Here is a 17,163-nt window from a genome sequence, read left to right as displayed (position 1 = left end):
AAGAACCATCAATGCCCAAGATTAGGTATTGATGGTTCTTTTGTTTTTTATACGAAAGTATTATCTAATGCTCGTTAAAATACTGGTTAACAAATTGCGCAACGCCGTCATCCTCATTGGAAGCGGTATGATACTGAGTCAACGCAGTAATTTGGGGTTGAGCATTCGCCATGGCAACACCCACCCGCGCAGCTTTCAACATGCCAGTATCGTTTTCAGCATCCCCAAAGGCCATTAATTGTGCTTCATCCCAGCCAAAGTGAGCTAGTAAAGCATGCAACCCAACTGCCTTATCAGTTGTTGGACTCAAAAACTCCAGGATGTGTGGTTGGGACCGGGCAACGTGATACTGCTGTTTCAGTTCGGTCGGTAATGCATCCGTTAAGCGGTCTAATATCTCTGGCTTTTGAGCTGCCACAACCTTTGCGTAAAGTTTGTCAGGCAACTGGTCAAACGTCATGGGTTCAAATTTAATGTTACCGCCCAACTGATAAGTCGAGGCAACTAAATCGGTCATCGGATAAACCTGTTCAAAATTCAAGACATCCATTGGAAATTGGTTGGCTTGGCTAAAGTCGTGTAATGGCTTGAGTTCAGCTTTGGTAATGCCCTGCTGTGCCAGCACCGTTCGGCTTGTATTATTGATAACTAATGCACCATTAAATGTAATCGTAAAATCATCGGGTTGAGTTAACCCAAGCTGTTCAATATAATGCCAAATAGCGTTAATTGGCCGCCCCGTACACAGTACGACCTTTACGCCCTTCGCCGTAAGTGCTTTTAAGGCCTTTTCGTTGACTTCACTGATGCGTTTGTCATTAGTAAGTAAGGTATTATCCAAATCTAACGCAACTAACTTGATCATTTTGCCACCTCATTATGTTTAATCTATTCAAATTCTTGGTGCGACTACTTTAGCGCCGCCTCAATTAACTTTAACACACCGTCCTGGTTATTCGTTAGCCCGGTCACCAACGCAACTTGTTGTCGCACACTTTCAGGAGCATTTTGCATCACGTATCCCTGCTGTGCCATTGCCAACATCTCTAAATCGTTGCCACTGTCTCCAAAAGCCATGGTTTCGGCCGGGGTCACTTGCCATTGCGTTTGTAGTTTGGCTAAGCCGTACGCCTTATTGACGTGAGGTAACACAACATCAAGGCCACCTAATCCGCTTGATGTGGCACGCAGTTGGCCGTGAAAGGCCTCGTTTATTAACCGCTCTTGTTCGCTCACGTCAAATTGGGGCCAGGTAATGTCAACTTTATAAATTGCATCGGTCACTTCAGCCAAATCTGGCACGTGCGTTAAGTTACCGTAAAAATAACTGGATTGCTTAAAACGCTTCAAACTAGGTAACATCTCGGTATAGGCTGCTTGTCGGCCAGACAAAAGAATCCAGGCGTGCTCAAAGAGTGGTTGATTAGCCAGCCAGTTTAAAAATTCACGTAATAAATCAGCCGGTATCACATCTTCACTAATGGTCTGATTGCCTTGAACAATGTGCGCGCCGTCCTCACACAAGTAAGTGATTTCACCGGTTACGCCTTCAAAGTATGGTGGCAAATGTGGATATTGATTTCCGCTCGCTACTACAAAGTGAATATTTCGCTTACCCATCTTTGTCAGTAGGGTTTGAAATAGTGGTTGGTTATATGTCCCTTGGTCGTTTAAAAACGTCCCGTCCATATCTGTTGCAATCAGTTTTAACGTCATGCCCGTCGCCTCCTGCGTGGCTGGTAAATTTAATTGAGTTGGTTTCCAAACAAATATAGCATTTAACTGGTCAAAAATCGACCTGAGTTAAATGCTATCTGGTTGAACTTAACGATAATTGTTATTTAGCTGTCGGGGCCCATTGCCAAGGATCCTGTCGCCATTTTTTTAGAGAAGCGAGTTCTGTTTCATCAATGTCATGATTTTCATTGGCTAGCTCAACCAACGTACTGTAGTTGGTCAAAGTATGCAATGACAGACCAGCAGCTTCAAAATTAACCGTACTATCTGGCAGCTCATACGAAAAAATCCCCAAGACGCCAAGAATGGTTGCACCAGTTGCCTGTACGGCTTTAGCGGCGCCAAGTACACTACCACCAGTCGAAATCAAGTCATCGATCAAAACCACTTTATCGGCCATCGTAATCTGTCCCTCGACTTGTTTGCCAGTCCCGTGGTCCTTTGGTTTCGAACGCACATACCCCATAGCGAGTCCCAAGCGATCGGCAACGATGGCAGCATGCGGAATTCCGGCAGTTGCAACGCCGGCAATCACAGTTGCATCTGGAAAATGCGCTTTGATGTATGTTGCAAGACCATCCGCAATATGGCTGCGTACCGCTGGAAAAGCAATCGTTCGCCGATTATCTGTATAGATGGGTGCCTTGATGCCGCTGGCCCAAGTAAACGGCTGGTTTGGTGAAAGGGTGACTGCATTGATTTCAAGTAAATCTTTAGCGATTAAACGTGCAATGTCTGTCATGATTATAGCTCCCATTCTGTCAGAATTTTTTGATAAGCAGCAACCGGATCGGCGGCTTTGGTAATTGAACGCCCTACTACTAGTCCGTTACTCCCTAATTTGGCGGCTTGTGCAGGTGTCACGACTCGCTTTTGGTCGTCCACACTATCCGTTGCTAATCGAATCCCAGGGTTGATACACAAAAAATCATCGCTGGTTGACCGGTGAATCATTGGATCTTCGAGTGCTGAAGCAATCACACCATCCGCACCACTACTTTGTGCAAGTTGGGCGTAGTGTCTGACTGATTCAGTTAAACTCGCATTGACCAATTGTTCTGACCGCATTTGTTCTTCTGAAGTCGAAGTCAATTGGGTAATTGCCAGCAAGTGGGCTGGTTTAACCCCCGCTTTTTGGCTACCGCGTAATAGTCCCTTTTTGGCTCGCCGAATCATCTCAGCGCCCCCAGCGGCATGCACTGTTACCATTGATACCTCTTGTTGTCCCAATTGATACATGGCCTGTTCAACGGTGTTAGGAATATCATAAAGCTTGAGGTCTAAGAAAACCTGAATGCCGCGTTTGCGTAATTCGGCCAAAATCTTTGGCCCTTCAAAGTAGAAGAGTTCCATCCCAACTTTAACAAATAGTTGCTCTTGATGTTCAAACTGGTCTAAAAATGAAAAAACTTGTTGTCGATCCTCGAAATCTAACGCAATAATGATTGGTCGCATGAACTTCACCTTTCTACAGCAAAAAACCGTCTAGCCCACGGCTAAACGGTTCACTGATCCCACACTACTGGTGGGTTTATCCGTAAACTTGTTAGTCTCTCTGGGCTAATTTAAAGATTTGTTGTACTGAGTTTAACGCACTTCATCAACAATCGTCAAGTGCAGTTCAAATTGAAATCTAAGTCCTGAAAATCAATTGACGCTGACTTAGCTTTTACAACTGGGGGTTGAATAATTCAAAACACTATGTCACAATGACTTCAACAACGGTCTGGGACCGTAAAAATAACAAATGCCCGTGAGCATTTATTTTGGAGGCAACTTAATATGGAAACCACTACGCACAACCACGCGTTAACTACCAACCAGAAATGGACGATTGCATCGACCTCAGCTGGCTTTGCTTTAGAGAACATGGACGTTTTGTTTCTCTCATTCGCATTGTCATCGATCATCGCTGATTTACACATCAACGGTGCTCAAGCAGGTTTGATTTCGTCGATTACGAATTTAGGTATGTTAGCGGGTGGTATTTTATTTGGCATTATTGGTGATCGTGTCGGTCGTGTCAAAACTTTCTCGCACACTGTTTTCATTTTTGCAATTGCCACCGCAGCCATGTACTTTGCCCACAGCGTTGCGATGGTTTATCTTTGTCGTTTTATTGCTGGCGTCGGCGCCGGTGGTGAATACGGCGTCGGCATTACGCTGATCGCCGAAAACTTTAAGCATAACAAGATTGGTAAGATGACTTCAATTGCAGCCATTGGTGGTCAAATTGGCGCCATTCTAGCTGCCATCGCAGCAGCCTTTATCATCCCCGATTTTGGTTGGCGGGCACTATTCTTGTTCGGTTTGATTCCCGTTATTTTGACCTACTTCATTCGTCGTCACCTACACGAAAGCCCTGAATTTTTGGCGGCTAAACAAGCTGAAAAGGACGCTAGTAAACGGGTCCGCGTCAGTGCCCTGTTCAAAACGCCCCAATTAACTTATCAGACCATCGCACTCATGGTCATGGTAATCGTCCAAATCGCTGGTTACTTCGGCTTAATGAACTGGTTACCATCCATCATGCAGCAAAAACTTGGTTTGAGTGTTTCAGGTAGCTCGATCTGGATGATTGCTACAATCGTTGGGATGAGTATCGGTATGATGACTTTCGGTAGCATTTTAGACTACTTCGGCCCACGGCGGGCCTTCGGAATTTTCCTGATTGCATCGGCCATCGCAGTTTTTGCCATCACGCTAGCCGTCAATGAAGTCACCTTATTGATTGCAGGTGCTGTGCTTGGCTTCTTCTCAAACGGTATGTTTGGTGGCTATGGTGCCGTTATCTCACGCCTATATCCCACTGAGATTCGATCAACCGCTAACAATGTGATTGTTAACGTTGGTCGTGCAATCGGTGGTTTCTCGAGCGTTGTGATTGGTTTCTTGATGGATCATTATACCTTGTTCATCGTAATGGGCTTCCTTTCAATCCTCTACTTGATCAGTTTTTGTACCATGCTTACCATTCCTAACTTAAAGAAACTTGGTAATCATTAACACAGAATTGCATTTTCATTGCAAAATTATTTTAGACCGTGTACACTTGTGAGTGAACTAAACGTTATCTGGGGTGCCTTTTGGCTGAGATACACCCATTGAACCTGATCTGGTTAGTACCAGCGAAGGGAGCATAATGCACGATAAATCGCATTTAAATTTAAATTGCCAAAAGGACGACCCGAAGATAACAATTGCTATCTTCGGGCCGTTTTTTGTGTTCAGCATTTGGTTTTCTCAACAACGTTTAGCATCAATTATTATAGGGAGGTCGCTTTCATGAAAGCTTCAAACGCTTGGCATCTTCGCGACATTATTTTACTAACTTTAATTGCTATTTTCTTCGGTGTGATTTACTGGGTGATTGGCCCGTTGTATAACGTGCTAACCCTCGCACTGACACCAGTTGGCCTTGGCCCAGCTGCCAACGATATTTTAATGGGCGTCTGGGTAATGGCCGGACCATTAGCCGGCTACCTCTTCAAACGCGTTGGTTCCGCATTTTTAGGTGAATTTTTAGGTTCAATCGTTGAGATGTTTCTCGGCGGTCAATGGGGCGCTAGCACGATGATTTCTGGTGTCGTTCAAGGGGTTGCCTCCGAACTTGGTTTTACGCTGACCGGTTATAAACGTTTCGATTGGTTTAGCCTGAACTTAAGCGTACTTACTACAACCATCGTCACCTTTGGTTGGGATATGGCCCGTAACGGCTATGCTTCATACCACCTTGGCTTACTGGTCGCACTGTTCATCATTCGCTTAATCTCGACCTGGTTCTTTGGTGGCCTACTCTCCAAGATGATCGTCAACTTACTTGATCGAACTCACCTAATGCAAACACAAACTCGTTAGAATTGAGGTTATTTCATGGCAACAATTTCAGTCGATCACTTATCCTTTTCATACCCAACCGAGGACGGTCAAACACCACTTATTTTGTCAGACATTTCGGCAACTTTTGCGAGTGGCGCCTTTACACTACTGACGGGGCCTTCAGGTTCAGGTAAATCCACTCTCATGAAACTGATCAGCGGGTTATATCCTCATTTTGCTGGTAAAGTGATGGCTGGTACGATCACCATTGATCAACGACCAGTTTCCCAAATTGATGAGACCAAGCGTAGCCAGATGGTCGCCATGATGTTTCAAAATCCCAACCAGCAGTTTGCCATGGACACTGTGGAACGCGAGCTGATATTCGCACTTGAAAATCAACAACTGGCGCCGGCTGACATGATGCCGAAAGTGGATGCTGCGCTTACCTACGTGGGCATTGAGGCCCTGCGTCACCGAAAACTGAATAGTCTCTCAGGTGGCGAAAAACAAAAAGTCGCTTTGGCCGTCATTATTGCCATGGATACCGACATTATTTTACTTGATGAGCCCTTTGCTAGTGTCGATCCTGATGCACGGCAGCTGTTACTGAGTAAATTAGTGCAATTGAATCAAGAACGACACAAAACCATTATCATCTCAGATCACGACCTAGAGGACTATGCGCCACTCATCGATAACCTTTACGTTCTAAACGCTACTGGTGACCAATTACGTTTACTGACACCGGAAGAGCAATCGGTTAAACTGGCACACTTTAAGCGGTCACATACGCACCAAGTTGCGCTATCCGCGCCTGATTCCTCTGATGAAGCATCGATCATCCTCCACCAACTGAAGCTTTCAGCAGGTGAAAGAACACTCATCGACCAGCCAGACTTCCGTTTTTACCGGCACCGAATTACGCTCTTAACCGGGCCAAACGGCACTGGCAAATCAACATTACTGTCCGCCCTCTCAAAGTTAACGGCTTACGCGGGATCCATCACAGTTAATCACCAAGAGGTCAGCCAGTTGCGGTCAAAGCAACTCTTTTTACAGGAAGGGCTTGTTTTTCAAGACGCCGACCAACAGTTTCTCAACGTAACTATGGCCGAAGAACTGGCACTTTCCATGAAAAACAGTCAAAAAATTGACTACTTCAAGCCGAAACTTGACGCGTTCTTAAAACAACTTCAATTGGACCAGTTGCAAGATCAGGTCGTTTACTCACTGAGTGGTGGTCAAAAAAAGAAGTTACAGATTCTTGAGATGTTAATCATGGCAACACCGATCCTACTTTTCGATGAACCGTTTACGGGTCTGGACTTTGCCTCGCTCCAAGCGATAATGGCAGTGATGCGGCAAGTCGCAACTGATTGTCAACAAACCTACCTCATCGTCAGTCACCAGTTATTTGGATTAGAATCCTTAGTTGACTATCACGTAACCTTAGACAATCAACATCTTCAATACGTGGAGGAATTAGCGTGAATCCCAGTTTAAAATTCTTACTTGCCATTTTAATTGCGCTCGAAATTTCGTTCACTAATGTTTGGATGGTGAACGTCTTGCTCGCCGTCATCGGCTTGATCATTATTCTTGCAAGTCGACCTTCAATCAAACGACTTGCCTTACTTTTCGTCGTACCACTCATTCCGGCTGTCGCACTAGCAGTTGCCATCTTGTTACAATCCAACGCTGGCACTCACTTTGCCTTAGTGCTCTTCACCCGGATCTACGCGTACGTTTTCGTTGGTTCGGCGGCCACTTTGACGACGCAAGTTTCTGACCTGGTCATGTCGCTGGAACAAAATGCGCACATTCCTAGTAAGTTCGCGTATGGCTTTTTAGGTGCCTTTAACTTGCTACCCAAAATTATTAGTGAAGTTAATATCATTCGTGCTGCCGGTAACATGCGTGGCCAACAGCTTCACTTTTGGTCACCGCAGCTTTATTTCAAAGCGATTCTTGCCTCCCTGAGTTGGTCCGAAAATCTGGCTGAAGCCATGACGTCTCACGGTTTTGTCGAAGATGCGCCTAGAAGTTATTACACTCAAATTCAGATTCGTTGGTGGGACTGGGGTATCCTGATCGTCAGTTTGGCGTTGCTTCAAGTGGCCCTCTTTGGACTCCACCTTCAATAGCGGCCCAATTACCACACCAGCATTTAACGCGCCATATCAAACCAAATGCACTATAATAGGCATAAAGAGGTGATCAATATGGAACGTCAACCACTAAAATTCACAACTGCTTTTGGTGTCATCGTGATGATCCTTGGCTTTTTGCTAGAGGCAGGCAGTTTCTTTTACCAGTCTGGGAGTGGCGTTAGTGCCGAATCAGTCTTTACCGGTGCTGTTGTCCTCACCGTTGGCCATGCTTTTTATGGTCTCAATAAGCTATGGTTTTCATTGACTCTGACGGCCATTAGTTCCATAGGGGTCGGTTATTTTGTTTTGGTTCAGACCAACAGCTGGTTATGGACGGTGATTTTAACGATTGCATTTTTTGCCTTTATTGTTTCATTGTTCAAAATTCGCTCATCTGTCCGACATCAGCATGGTATGTGGTAATTCGACCGACTGCCGCGATCATAGAAAATGGCTCACGACTTCCAAATTGGAAATCGTGAGCCATTTTCTATTTATAACTGAACCAGCTAGTAGGCATTGCCGACAACCGCATAAGTTGCGCCACCGTCCTTGGACTCAAGTAACTGTCCCTTACTATTCGTCTGGAACCAAGCCACTGTTGGGCTGGTGTTCGGATCAGCGCCCTGGGCCTTCATATTAGCAGATTGATGATTTTCAGTAACTTGAACTGTGTAAGTGCCAGCCTGAGATTGACTGAACTGCATCGATAAATCTTGTGGTGCATACTGATTACTCAACAACCGCGTAATTCGACTAGCCAGCGTTTTTTGAGAGATAGCTGGCGTAGCTTTAGCTGTACTTCGCGAAGATTGCTGACCGCTCGATTGTTGTGCGCTCTGTGAACTCTGACTGGAACTAGACTGACTCGAGGTCGATTCACTACTCTGACTTTCAGAAGTACTCGTCGATTCATCTGAACTAGTCTTTGAGCTTGACTGCTTGCTTGACGATCGACTTGAGGTCGTTTTATTCGAACTGTCATGCGTCGCTTGCGACTGCCCACCGCAACCAGCTAACAAGCCAATGACAGCAATTGGTAATACCAGTTTAATGACGTTTTTCATTTTAATCGGCTTTCCCAAGCAATCAGGATTGCCTACCCCCCTTTTATCTGCGCTTTTTCTACAGGTTCATTATACCATGTAAACCTTAAAACGCATTCAGGGACATGAAGATTACGACTTGGTCTTTGGCACGAAAATTAAACGAAGTTTACTTAACCGTTCCAGCAAAACTTGGCATGAAGTAAGAACTGATGGTCTCAACTTCAACGTTTTGGCCTGGCTGTGGTGCCGCAACAAACTGATTGTTACCAATGTAAATCGCAACGTGATATGTTGCACCGGCCTTACCCCAGAAGAGTAAATCACCTGGTTGTGCAGCTGAAACGGCTTTTTTAGTGACCTTGCCTTCTTGTGTAACAGTGTAGTGACCCAGGCTAACATTAGCCGCGTGAGCGTAAACGTAATCGGTTAAACCGGAGCAATCCATTCCGCTCAATGATTCACCACCCCACACGTAAGGAATGCTTTCAGTCGCTAATTTTTTGGCGAGTGCCACCACCGCTTTGGCACGGGAAGTCGTGGCCGTACTGGAAGCCGTTGTTACCGTCGCACTATCGGTTGAAGTCGTGTTAGTTGCAGCAGAAGACGTCTGAGTAGTCGACGCATCTTGATTGACGGCATCATGGGCAGCCTTGGTGGCCGCTTGGTTAGGGAGTGCCTGAATCGTTGTCGAGTCAGTCGTGGCTGCAGAAGCTGAAACAACGGTCGTTCCAAATAGAGTCGTGGCCGCAGCCAAAACTAATAATTGTTGTGTTAATTTCATAAAAAATCACCTCATGTTAATAATTGAACCCCTTAATCATACAAAGTTTACATCACGAAACCGTTACACCTAAATTGCGTTGTATTAACAAATCATGACAAAATTCACTCAGTCGAAAAAATGGGACTATTTTCGCAGAAACGTTTATAATGGTGTGTAGAGATAGTTTTGTTTAGTTTTAAGTCACATCAGGCGGAGGTATATTATGGAGCAAGAATTAAGCGACATTGCTGAAAAGATTATTCAATATCAAAAGAAGCATAATCTAACGGATACTGAACTGGCCTTAAATCTTCACATTACAGTGGAACGATTACACAATATCAAGTCAATGGAGACCCAACCATCAACTGAAGAAGTTGCCGTGTTGACCCACTTTATCGGTGTTAACTGATTAACGGGACACATCGCATTATTTAGGCAAATTTCAGGACAAACAGTTGTTGCTCTTTAACGAGTAACAACTGTTTTTTTCTATCATGAGAATTTGCGCGCAATCACGCAACAACTACATACTTTGCAACAATAAAGGAGTTACGTATGGTTAGCCTATTATTACCCATTATTTACTTAGCCTTCATCAGCCTCGGTCTGCCAGATGCACTACTTGGATCAGCCTGGCCGGTCATGTACCACGGTTTCAACGTACCGCTTTCATATGCCGGCATTATTTCGATGATCATCGCACTTGGCACCATCGTTTCCAGCCTACTCAGTGCACGATTAACGAGCAGACTTGGCACTGGTAAAGTCACCTCACTGAGTGTCTTGCTCACGGCGATAGCGTTGTTTGGTTTCTCAACGTCACACCTGTTTTGGGTGCTGTGTTTATGGGCCATTCCGTATGGTCTAGGCGCAGGTAGTGTGGATGCCTCGATTAATAATTACGTTGCAATTCACTTTGCCAGTAGTCACATGAACTGGCTACATGCCTTTTGGGGAATTGGCGCTGCCCTAGGGCCTTCAGTCATGGGACTCGCTTTAAGTCACGGCCAATCTTGGCATGCCGGCTATGCATACATTGCCATTTTTCAAGTTGTCTTAACCTTCATCTTATTTTTGAGCTTACCACTCTGGCAAGCACCTCAAAATGCCACAACGGATTCCACCATCGTCAGACAACCACTAAGTTTAATACAGACCATCACGCTGCCAGGTGTTAAATTCAGCATGATCACGTTTTTTTGTTATAGTGCGATTGAACAAACAACTGGTTTATGGGCAAGCAGCTACCTGGTCCTTGCGAAGAATGTGCCTTCAAAAACCGCGGCTGCACTGGCCAGCCTCTTTTATATTGGGATTTCAATTGGTCGATTACTGTCTGGTTTTTTAAGTCTTCGAATTAATGACCAGCAAATGGTCCGTCTTGGTGAAACACTCTTGCTCGTGGGTGTTGTGGCGCTGTTATTACCACTTGGCGAAACAAGTGCCCTCCTTGGCTTTGGACTGATTGGTTTTGGCTGTGCACCTATTTTCCCCGCAATTTTACACGCGACACCACACCACTTTGGTATTTCTCATTCACAATCGATTATCGGTGTCCAAATGGCCAGTGCCTACGTTGGTACCTGCATGATGCCACCGTTGTTCGGTATCATTGCCAATCAAATTTCAGTGTCCTGGCTTCCTGTTGATTTAATGATTCTGTTAATTTTGATGGCGATTATGCACGAAAAATTGACCAGCACAAATCGCCAGTAATCGCCCAGCCGAACCAGCTTATCTAAGCCATTAAAAAAGTGTTGTGTCGATTTTTAACCAAAAATTCGGCATAACACTTTTTTACTGACCAGAGAACTTCTAAAAAGGTTGTTTCACTAGCTTTCCCTTATTTCATTGCGGCTAAAAAAGCCCGGTAAGTTTGATCATCGTAGCAAACCATTGTGACATCAAGTGGCACACTAAAGGCTTCAATCGTCTTCACAGCAATTTTGCAGGCCGCATTGAGCGGATATCGATAAACACCAGTACTAATTGATGGGAATGCAACCGTCTGGCAGTGATGGGCTACTGCCTGCTTTAAACTGTTGGTATAGCAATTCTTTAGCAATTTTGCTTCCTCAAACGACCCGTCACGCCAAATTGGTCCTGGCGTATGAATCACGAATTTAGCTGGTAAATTAAACCCAGGCGTGGTTTTGGCTTCACCCGTCGGACAGCCATGCAGTTTCCGACAGGCAACGTCTAGTTCTGGTCCTGCTGCTCGATGAATCGCGCCGTCAACACCACCGCCACCCAACAAACCAGTGTTGGCTGCGTTAACAATCGCATCCACATGAAAAGTTGTAATATCACCCTTTTTAATCGTCAAGTTCGCCATGTTTGTCCCCCTTACTTTATCTCGACCACCAATGCTTTTTCTTACTTTTCTTTTGTTTAACGTCACCTTTAGCTTGCTTTGACAATCTCGCCATCCCTACTCGCATCGGGTTTGATGCCAAATCATTTAGGTTCAATGGCTGTTTTGTCTTAGATGGCGCTTCGTCGGGGACTTGCTTCTTAGATTCGGCCATTTTTAATCATCCTTCGTTTTTATGATATTTTACGTTATAATACTGCTAGTGCATATTGTTAGTATACCGCCAAAAGTTATTTTCGGGAATGAATCAACGCTTGATTACGCGTCACCAGGTCGCGACAGTCAATTAATCAACTAGTTAATACCCTTAATCTTTAAGAAGAGGTGTCATCATGTCAATTCAAATCGTGACGGATTCAACCGTCCAGCTTACCGAATCTGAATTAGCCGATTTACCCATCACCATCGTGCCCTTAATCGTCCGCTTAGGCACACAAGAGTTTTTAAATGATGGTGTTCAAATTACGAATGCTGAATTTTTAAGTCACTTAGTGAATGATGAAGAGCTACCTAAAACCAGTCAACCTTCAATTGGTCAATTTTTGGAAGTGTTCGATCGGCTGGGCGAAAATGGTGATGAAGTTTTGTGCTTGAACCTGACCCATTTTCTAAGTGGCACAGTTAACGCTGCCCGTCAGGCAGCAGATATGACTGACACAAAAGTAACCGTTGTGGACACCCTTTCTATCGACCGTGGACTCGCCTTTCAAGTTATCACCGCTGCAAAATTAGCTAAAAACGGTGCACCACTTGAAAATATCATCAATGCGATTGACTTGCACCGTACCCACACTGAGATTTACGTTTACCTCAATACCTTGGAAAATCTCATTAAAGGTGGTCGAATCTCCAAAGCTGCTGGCGGCATCGCCAACTTGCTCAATATTAAAGTGGTTGCCGAAGTGGTCGATGGCGAGTTAAGAGTGGCGGCTAAGGGACGTGGTAAACGCTTCATCAAAAAACAACTTGATGAACTCATCGATCATATTATTGAGGTCGCACCACCAAAGGTTGGTTTAACTCACGTCGATAATTTGACTCAAACCAGTGAAATTGCCAATCGGATTAAAGCAGCATTACCCAACACCTTGGTCACGATTCATGAAGCTGGACCCGTCATCAGCACTTACACTAGCGTTGGGGCACTGGCCGTAGAATTCTACACGGATTAATCAACGTCAATTGGACCTTAAAAAAACACCCACCCAAGTCTGAAAAGCTGACTTGGGTGGGTGTTCGTTTATTCGCGAGGATTGGTATGATCTTCTGCTGGTCGATGTTGCTTGACCGCTTGATTACGCTGAGAATTTTCAGCATGCTGCTTAGCTTGCTGTTGTTTACGTAGTTTTTCAATTCGCTGCGCCTCAGCTTTTTGAGCACATTCTTTTTCACGCGACCTGATTTTAATCACATTGTAAATTGCTACAAGAATGAACCCACCGATGACTTGAAATGGGAACGAAATAATCGTGTTGATTGAGTACGGTTGGTGCGTCAACTGTGGTGCCAGTAGGTCGTAGATAATCAACAAGATGGCCATCGGTACGATAATCTGCATGGTATCTCGAAACCACTTGGGTAGTTGCTGCCATTTTTCAAACAAACTGAATCCCTCCTAGAGTTCCCCCTGATTACGGAGTTGTTTTTCTGTCAGCATTGCATCAAGGTAGTCAAACGCCACCTCTTCAATATCTGCCAGTTCAAGCATGGTGCCCATTGGATCAATAACGGTCCCCTGTTCTACCTGATGAAAAATCACTTGGTGGTTACCATACTTACTGAGATAGCCCACCACGCTTTGGTCATCCGTCAGCTGCAAGCGAATCACGTGGTGAAACGCTGCTGCTTGTGACAGGACGGTTTGAAAGAGATCAGTCGTTGCGTCAAACAACCGTTCGTCGTTCAATCCTGGCTGCACACCAACGCCCAAGCGCTGGTCAATTGCAATATAGGTATCGATGACGTTCAAGTAGTCAGACTGGGTAATCACCTGGGCGATGGCTGGTAACTTAACCAACCAGTAGCCGCCAAATTGACCCGTCATATCCACCAAATCAATAATGACACTGTCAGCACTTAACGTATTCACACGGCCAACAAAAAACATGCCTTCATCAGCCACCGGGTTCAATGAGATCAACTGCTTGGTTTGTTGCGCGTGCGCTAAGGCCTTCGCAATTGACGTTAAACTTGTCACTCGGTTGGTCTCGACACTAGCCATTGTTTCCAAATAGCCCATTGCCGCAGTTTGCAACGTTAACTCCTTACCCTCAAACTCAACCAGTTCAACCTCATCGAACGGCAATACTAATTTAGGGTGATTTTCGAGTTGAAACTTATCAAAAATTTGAAAATCAAAATCGTGGTCTGAAATCCGGGTGACTGTCCCTTCGTTTAATTCGCCGCTGTTACGATCCAAGACCATGACGACGCTCTCTTCAATCATCGAAGTTTCAAGCACTTGACGAATCAGTGGTCGCTTTAAATTAAAGTCAGTGGTCATCCGACCATAAGACACTGCTGTCTGTTGCGCCGCAATTTCAATCCGAAACCGCATGTTGTCGAGGTCGTCGCTATCAAATTCGACAAGCTCAATCACCGCATAAGTCAAATACACGGCACCATCTTCGCTTCCACCATCATCAAAGGTGGTGAGAATAATGCCTGAATCATCCACGATGGTCACATAACCGGTGTACACCACGTCTTGCTTTTGTTGATACACATTAACTAGCACTTTGCGCTGCAATGCGTATCGTAAATCACTCATGATTGAATTCAATTAAGCGCCACCTTTCATTTAATGCCATCCGATCAGCGTTCGTAGTCACTCACTTGAGAAACCGTTTAGAATCGCCTATAGTGAATCTATTATACTACATCTACAGGAGGACTAACCATGCCAAGTCAACCAAAAAAATCGGTAAAACACAGTATGCCCGAAATTAACGTTAAGGTTAAAACGCCGCCTAGCTCTGGCGGCCTTATGGATTGGGGACCGCTATTCGGCTGGGCGACATCGTGGTTTAAATCATTGTTTAAAAAGCACCGTTAGGCAACGATTTGGGTTAAATCCGTCAACTGATCAATTTCATAGGTTGGTCGAACGTCACTTTGATTAGCTTGATGTTGTGGATTGAACCAAACAGAATCGATACCAACGGCATTGGCTCCCTTAATGTCTGAACTCAATGAATCGCCAATTACGAGCGCTTGATTAGCATCAAAGGCCTTGATTTGACTTGTCGCCCGCTCAAAGAAAGCTGGTTCCGGCTTTTGGGCGCCAATCAATTCCGAAATGAACACTTGGTTGAAGTATTGATCGAAGTGGGACTCTGCCAATCGCTTTTGCTGAGTCTTAGCAACGCCATTGGTGACAATGTACAAATCATGTTGCGGCTTCAGCGCCTGCAGAACCTCAGTTGCGTGGGGCATCGGTTCGTGTCCCATTGATAGGTAATGACGGTAACGCTTTTCAATCTGCGGACCATTCACATCAGGTTCGCCCAGATAGGCGAATAGATCCGTGAACCGCTTGCTCAAAAGCGCCGTTTTAGTAATATTACCAAGTTCAAATTGTCGCCATAGTTCAGCATTCCGGTGATGATAAAAACGATAAGTATCATCACTCAATGGTAAATTTAGTTCTTGAAATAGCCCAACCATTGCCTGCTTCTCAGCAGCCTGAAAATTTAAGAGTGTGTCGTCAATATCAAATAAAAGTGTCTGATAAGCCATATAACTTACCCCTTCCTCGTTGAAACTGTTTTATGGGACAACAGTCGATAACCAGTTAAAACGGTCGCAATCGCACAAATCACGGTGGCAATTAAAAATGAAACGTGCATGCCATAGATAAATACATCCGGCTGACCATTCAAATAAGTCGTGACCTTACTGCCCTGATGATGACTCATTGCAGCAAATAGCACCGTGGTGGCACTTGAGATGCCGACCACCATCCCGAGATTACGGACCAGCGCATTCATACCGCCAGCGATGCCAAGATCCTTCGGCGCCACGGTACTCATGACAATCGTATTGTTAGGTGCTTGGAAAATACCATTACCAAATCCCACCAACCCAACGTTAGCCGTAAATAACCATAGTGGTGTCCCCAAGTCTGTTAACATGTATCCCAACTGACTGAGCAGGATCAAAACCAAGCCTGCAAAAGTGATCAATTCTGGTCCAATACGATCCGAAATCGAACCAGCGATGGGGGCAACAATCACTTGTACAATCGGAAAGGCCATTAAGATATAGCCCGCAACGTTTGGTTGGAGCGCGCGTGCATTTTCGAGATAAAATGGCGAAATGACGTTAAAGAAAAAGTTCGTCACAAAAATCAGAAACCCACATAGGAGACTGAGCGAAAAAGCGTGGTTCTTGAATAAGCTGAAGCTTAACAGCGGCCGTTCTTGATGTTGCTCGGTACGAACAAATCCCCAACCAAAGAGGATTGCCACTACGAATAAGCCTAGAATCAACGGATTGGTAAAGCCAATTTCTTGACCCAGAAAAATACCAACGAATAACGTCACCATAAAGAGTGCCATGGTTACAGCACCGGTTCGATCAATTCGATCATGTGACATTGTGAGATCCTTCGGCAAAATCAACTGACCAACGATGATAGTGATAATGCCAATCGGCACGTTTAACCAGAAGATGTATCCCCATGATAAGTGGGCAAGCACAATACCACCTAAGCCTGGTCCGGCAATGGAGCCAAGGGCAACGAATGATCCAATCATCCCCAATGCACGACCGCGTTCATTAAAGGGGAAAATTTCAGTAATAATACCATTATTGGTCGCCATGGTCATTGATGCACCCAGTGCCTGAACCACTCGAGCAACAAGTAACATGACAAAACTACCATTGAACCCAGCGAAGAGTGATCCAATGATGAACAAAACCGTTCCGATTCTAAATATTTTAATTTTCCCAAGTGAATCACCGAGTTTTCCGAATAATAACAAAAGCGCACAAATCACAATTAAATAAATCGAAACAACCCACTCGGCTTGATTCATGGGGACATTTAAATCTTTTGAAATAACTGGCAACGCGATGTTGACGATACTCGCATCAAGGGTCGACATAAAAGTGAATAACCCAACTGCTGCCAAAATCCACCAACGGTGCTTTTGCACCTGTGGATCGGCTAAATAACTCTTCGAAGCCACACAACCACCCAACTTCCTAACATTTTATCGATACAACAAAATAATTTACGCTTTTTCCACAAATGGCGCAAGT

At 44.8% G+C, this 17,163-nt stretch carries 21 protein-coding genes and 1 riboswitch; of the genes, 9 read left to right on the top strand and 12 right to left on the bottom strand.

Annotated features, from left to right (window positions below; genetic code table 11):
• Positions 1 to 64 precede the first annotated feature (64 nt).
• The 4 genes from FD04_RS10715 to pyrF all read right to left on the bottom strand — a co-directional run bounded on the left by FD04_RS10715 (position 65) and on the right by pyrF (position 3,192).
• Positions 65 to 865, bottom strand: coding sequence for a Cof-type HAD-IIB family hydrolase (locus tag FD04_RS10715; RefSeq protein ID WP_054700690.1), 801 nt, complete (start codon positions 863 to 865; stop codon positions 65 to 67).
• 44 nt (positions 866 to 909) lie between these two features.
• The gene (locus FD04_RS10710) at positions 910 to 1,716 is read right to left on the bottom strand and encodes a Cof-type HAD-IIB family hydrolase (protein WP_054700688.1); all 807 of its coding nucleotides are present in this window, start codon (positions 1,714 to 1,716) and stop codon (positions 910 to 912) included.
• Positions 1,717 to 1,837: 121 nt separating this feature from the next.
• Positions 1,838 to 2,479 (bottom strand): orotate phosphoribosyltransferase, encoded by a 642-nt coding sequence (gene pyrE, locus FD04_RS10705; protein ID WP_056948782.1) that lies wholly within the window; start codon positions 2,477 to 2,479, stop codon positions 1,838 to 1,840.
• A gap of 2 nt (positions 2,480 to 2,481) precedes the next feature.
• Positions 2,482 to 3,192, bottom strand: coding sequence for an orotidine-5'-phosphate decarboxylase (gene pyrF, locus FD04_RS10700; RefSeq protein WP_056948780.1), 711 nt, complete (start codon positions 3,190 to 3,192; stop codon positions 2,482 to 2,484).
• 327 nt (positions 3,193 to 3,519) lie between these two features.
• Here pyrF and FD04_RS10695 point away from each other — a divergent pair, with 327 nt between their 5' ends.
• From FD04_RS10695 to FD04_RS10675, 5 genes are all read left to right on the top strand, one after another.
• Complete coding sequence (locus FD04_RS10695) at positions 3,520 to 4,743, top strand: MFS transporter (protein WP_054700685.1); 1,224 nt, start codon at positions 3,520 to 3,522, stop codon at positions 4,741 to 4,743.
• Between the two features lie 59 nt (positions 4,744 to 4,802).
• Positions 4,803 to 4,892: riboswitch (TPP riboswitch) on the top strand.
• Between the two features lie 130 nt (positions 4,893 to 5,022).
• A complete protein-coding gene (locus tag FD04_RS10690; RefSeq protein WP_056948779.1) occupies positions 5,023 to 5,595 on the top strand; it encodes an ECF transporter S component in 573 nt (190 codons plus the stop codon).
• Between the two features lie 15 nt (positions 5,596 to 5,610).
• Positions 5,611 to 7,050, top strand: a complete 1,440-nt coding sequence (locus tag FD04_RS10685; RefSeq protein WP_056948778.1) for an ABC transporter ATP-binding protein — start codon at positions 5,611 to 5,613, stop codon at positions 7,048 to 7,050.
• Positions 7,047 to 7,703 (top strand): energy-coupling factor transporter transmembrane component T family protein, encoded by a 657-nt coding sequence (locus FD04_RS10680; RefSeq protein ID WP_054700670.1) that lies wholly within the window; start codon positions 7,047 to 7,049, stop codon positions 7,701 to 7,703. Before FD04_RS10685 ends, FD04_RS10680 begins: the two co-directional genes overlap by 4 nt.
• Positions 7,704 to 7,781: 78 nt before the next feature.
• Positions 7,782 to 8,132, top strand: coding sequence for a hypothetical protein (locus tag FD04_RS10675; RefSeq protein WP_056948777.1), 351 nt, complete (start codon positions 7,782 to 7,784; stop codon positions 8,130 to 8,132).
• A gap of 86 nt (positions 8,133 to 8,218) precedes the next feature.
• Here the strand turns inward: FD04_RS10675 and FD04_RS10670 are convergent, their stop codons facing one another.
• A complete protein-coding gene (locus tag FD04_RS10670) occupies positions 8,219 to 8,776 on the bottom strand; it encodes a hypothetical protein (RefSeq protein WP_156660460.1) in 558 nt (185 codons plus the stop codon).
• Positions 8,777 to 8,924: 148 nt separating this feature from the next.
• Positions 8,925 to 9,539, bottom strand: a complete 615-nt coding sequence (locus tag FD04_RS10665; RefSeq protein WP_056948775.1) for a C40 family peptidase — start codon at positions 9,537 to 9,539, stop codon at positions 8,925 to 8,927.
• Between the two features lie 205 nt (positions 9,540 to 9,744).
• Here FD04_RS10665 and FD04_RS10660 point away from each other — a divergent pair, with 205 nt between their 5' ends.
• Both FD04_RS10660 and FD04_RS10655 read left to right on the top strand, forming a co-directional pair.
• Entirely contained in the window at positions 9,745 to 9,933 is a 189-nt protein-coding gene (locus tag FD04_RS10660; RefSeq protein WP_054700658.1) for an LBP_cg2779 family protein, read from the top strand.
• Between the two features lie 146 nt (positions 9,934 to 10,079).
• The gene (locus FD04_RS10655) at positions 10,080 to 11,240 is read left to right on the top strand and encodes an MFS transporter (RefSeq protein ID WP_056948773.1); all 1,161 of its coding nucleotides are present in this window, start codon (positions 10,080 to 10,082) and stop codon (positions 11,238 to 11,240) included.
• Between the two features lie 127 nt (positions 11,241 to 11,367).
• On the opposite strand, the gene FD04_RS10650 is transcribed toward FD04_RS10655, so the two are convergent.
• Both FD04_RS10650 and FD04_RS12515 read right to left on the bottom strand, forming a co-directional pair.
• The gene (locus FD04_RS10650; protein WP_056948771.1) at positions 11,368 to 11,859 is read right to left on the bottom strand and encodes an O-acetyl-ADP-ribose deacetylase; all 492 of its coding nucleotides are present in this window, start codon (positions 11,857 to 11,859) and stop codon (positions 11,368 to 11,370) included.
• A gap of 16 nt (positions 11,860 to 11,875) precedes the next feature.
• Positions 11,876 to 12,052: a hypothetical protein gene (locus FD04_RS12515; RefSeq protein ID WP_156660459.1), complete on the bottom strand. Its 177-nt coding sequence runs from the start codon at positions 12,050 to 12,052 to the stop codon at positions 11,876 to 11,878.
• Between the two features lie 178 nt (positions 12,053 to 12,230).
• Here FD04_RS12515 and FD04_RS10645 point away from each other — a divergent pair, with 178 nt between their 5' ends.
• Entirely contained in the window at positions 12,231 to 13,070 is an 840-nt protein-coding gene (locus FD04_RS10645; protein WP_056948770.1) for a DegV family protein, read from the top strand.
• Between the two features lie 68 nt (positions 13,071 to 13,138).
• Here the strand turns inward: FD04_RS10645 and FD04_RS10640 are convergent, their stop codons facing one another.
• Together FD04_RS10640 and FD04_RS10635 are read right to left on the bottom strand one after the other, a co-directional pair.
• A complete protein-coding gene (locus FD04_RS10640; protein WP_054700645.1) occupies positions 13,139 to 13,501 on the bottom strand; it encodes a hypothetical protein in 363 nt (120 codons plus the stop codon).
• Between the two features lie 12 nt (positions 13,502 to 13,513).
• Positions 13,514 to 14,668: a hypothetical protein gene (locus FD04_RS10635; protein ID WP_235805694.1), complete on the bottom strand. Its 1,155-nt coding sequence runs from the start codon at positions 14,666 to 14,668 to the stop codon at positions 13,514 to 13,516.
• 129 nt (positions 14,669 to 14,797) lie between these two features.
• Between FD04_RS10635 and FD04_RS12510 the strand changes: the two genes are divergently transcribed.
• Entirely contained in the window at positions 14,798 to 14,953 is a 156-nt protein-coding gene (locus FD04_RS12510; protein ID WP_156660458.1) for a hypothetical protein, read from the top strand.
• Here FD04_RS12510 and FD04_RS10630 read toward each other — a convergent pair.
• Both FD04_RS10630 and FD04_RS10625 read right to left on the bottom strand, forming a co-directional pair.
• Positions 14,950 to 15,636 (bottom strand): YjjG family noncanonical pyrimidine nucleotidase, encoded by a 687-nt coding sequence (locus tag FD04_RS10630; protein WP_054700637.1) that lies wholly within the window; start codon positions 15,634 to 15,636, stop codon positions 14,950 to 14,952. The genes FD04_RS12510 and FD04_RS10630 overlap by 4 nt on opposite strands.
• 5 nt (positions 15,637 to 15,641) lie before the next feature.
• Entirely contained in the window at positions 15,642 to 17,090 is a 1,449-nt protein-coding gene (locus FD04_RS10625; protein WP_054700634.1) for an MFS transporter, read from the bottom strand.
• Positions 17,091 to 17,163 lie beyond the last annotated feature (73 nt).

This window comes from Secundilactobacillus odoratitofui DSM 19909 = JCM 15043 (assembly GCF_001434895.1).
GTDB classification, from domain to species: domain Bacteria; phylum Bacillota; class Bacilli; order Lactobacillales; family Lactobacillaceae; genus Secundilactobacillus; species Secundilactobacillus odoratitofui.
Note: the sequence above shows the minus strand (reverse complement) of the source record. Positions and strands in the feature narration are given on the sequence as shown.

Excerpts from the sequence above, each read along its gene's own strand:
- FD04_RS10715 (WP_054700690.1), bottom strand. The coding sequence starts at position 865 with ATGATCAAGTTAGTTGCGTTAGATTTGGATAATACCTTACTTACTAAT.
- FD04_RS10710 (WP_054700688.1), bottom strand. The coding sequence starts at position 1,716 with ATGACGTTAAAACTGATTGCAACAGATATGGACGGGACGTTTTTAAAC.
- pyrE (WP_056948782.1), bottom strand. The coding sequence starts at position 2,479 with ATGACAGACATTGCACGTTTAATCGCTAAAGATTTACTTGAAATCAAT.
- pyrF (WP_056948780.1), bottom strand. The coding sequence starts at position 3,192 with ATGCGACCAATCATTATTGCGTTAGATTTCGAGGATCGACAACAAGTT.
- FD04_RS10695 (WP_054700685.1), top strand. The coding sequence starts at position 3,520 with ATGGAAACCACTACGCACAACCACGCGTTAACTACCAACCAGAAATGG.
- FD04_RS10690 (WP_056948779.1), top strand. The coding sequence starts at position 5,023 with ATGAAAGCTTCAAACGCTTGGCATCTTCGCGACATTATTTTACTAACT.
- FD04_RS10685 (WP_056948778.1), top strand. The coding sequence starts at position 5,611 with ATGGCAACAATTTCAGTCGATCACTTATCCTTTTCATACCCAACCGAG.
- FD04_RS10675 (WP_056948777.1), top strand. The coding sequence starts at position 7,782 with ATGGAACGTCAACCACTAAAATTCACAACTGCTTTTGGTGTCATCGTG.
- FD04_RS10670 (WP_156660460.1), bottom strand. The coding sequence starts at position 8,776 with ATGAAAAACGTCATTAAACTGGTATTACCAATTGCTGTCATTGGCTTG.
- FD04_RS10665 (WP_056948775.1), bottom strand. The coding sequence starts at position 9,539 with ATGAAATTAACACAACAATTATTAGTTTTGGCTGCGGCCACGACTCTA.
- FD04_RS10660 (WP_054700658.1), top strand. The coding sequence starts at position 9,745 with ATGGAGCAAGAATTAAGCGACATTGCTGAAAAGATTATTCAATATCAA.
- FD04_RS10655 (WP_056948773.1), top strand. The coding sequence starts at position 10,080 with ATGGTTAGCCTATTATTACCCATTATTTACTTAGCCTTCATCAGCCTC.
- FD04_RS10650 (WP_056948771.1), bottom strand. The coding sequence starts at position 11,859 with ATGGCGAACTTGACGATTAAAAAGGGTGATATTACAACTTTTCATGTG.
- FD04_RS12515 (WP_156660459.1), bottom strand. The coding sequence starts at position 12,052 with ATGGCCGAATCTAAGAAGCAAGTCCCCGACGAAGCGCCATCTAAGACA.
- FD04_RS10645 (WP_056948770.1), top strand. The coding sequence starts at position 12,231 with ATGTCAATTCAAATCGTGACGGATTCAACCGTCCAGCTTACCGAATCT.
- FD04_RS10635 (WP_235805694.1), bottom strand. The coding sequence starts at position 14,668 with ATGAGTGATTTACGATACGCATTGCAGCGCAAAGTGCTAGTTAATGTG.
- FD04_RS12510 (WP_156660458.1), top strand. The coding sequence starts at position 14,798 with ATGCCAAGTCAACCAAAAAAATCGGTAAAACACAGTATGCCCGAAATT.
- FD04_RS10630 (WP_054700637.1), bottom strand. The coding sequence starts at position 15,636 with ATGGCTTATCAGACACTTTTATTTGATATTGACGACACACTCTTAAAT.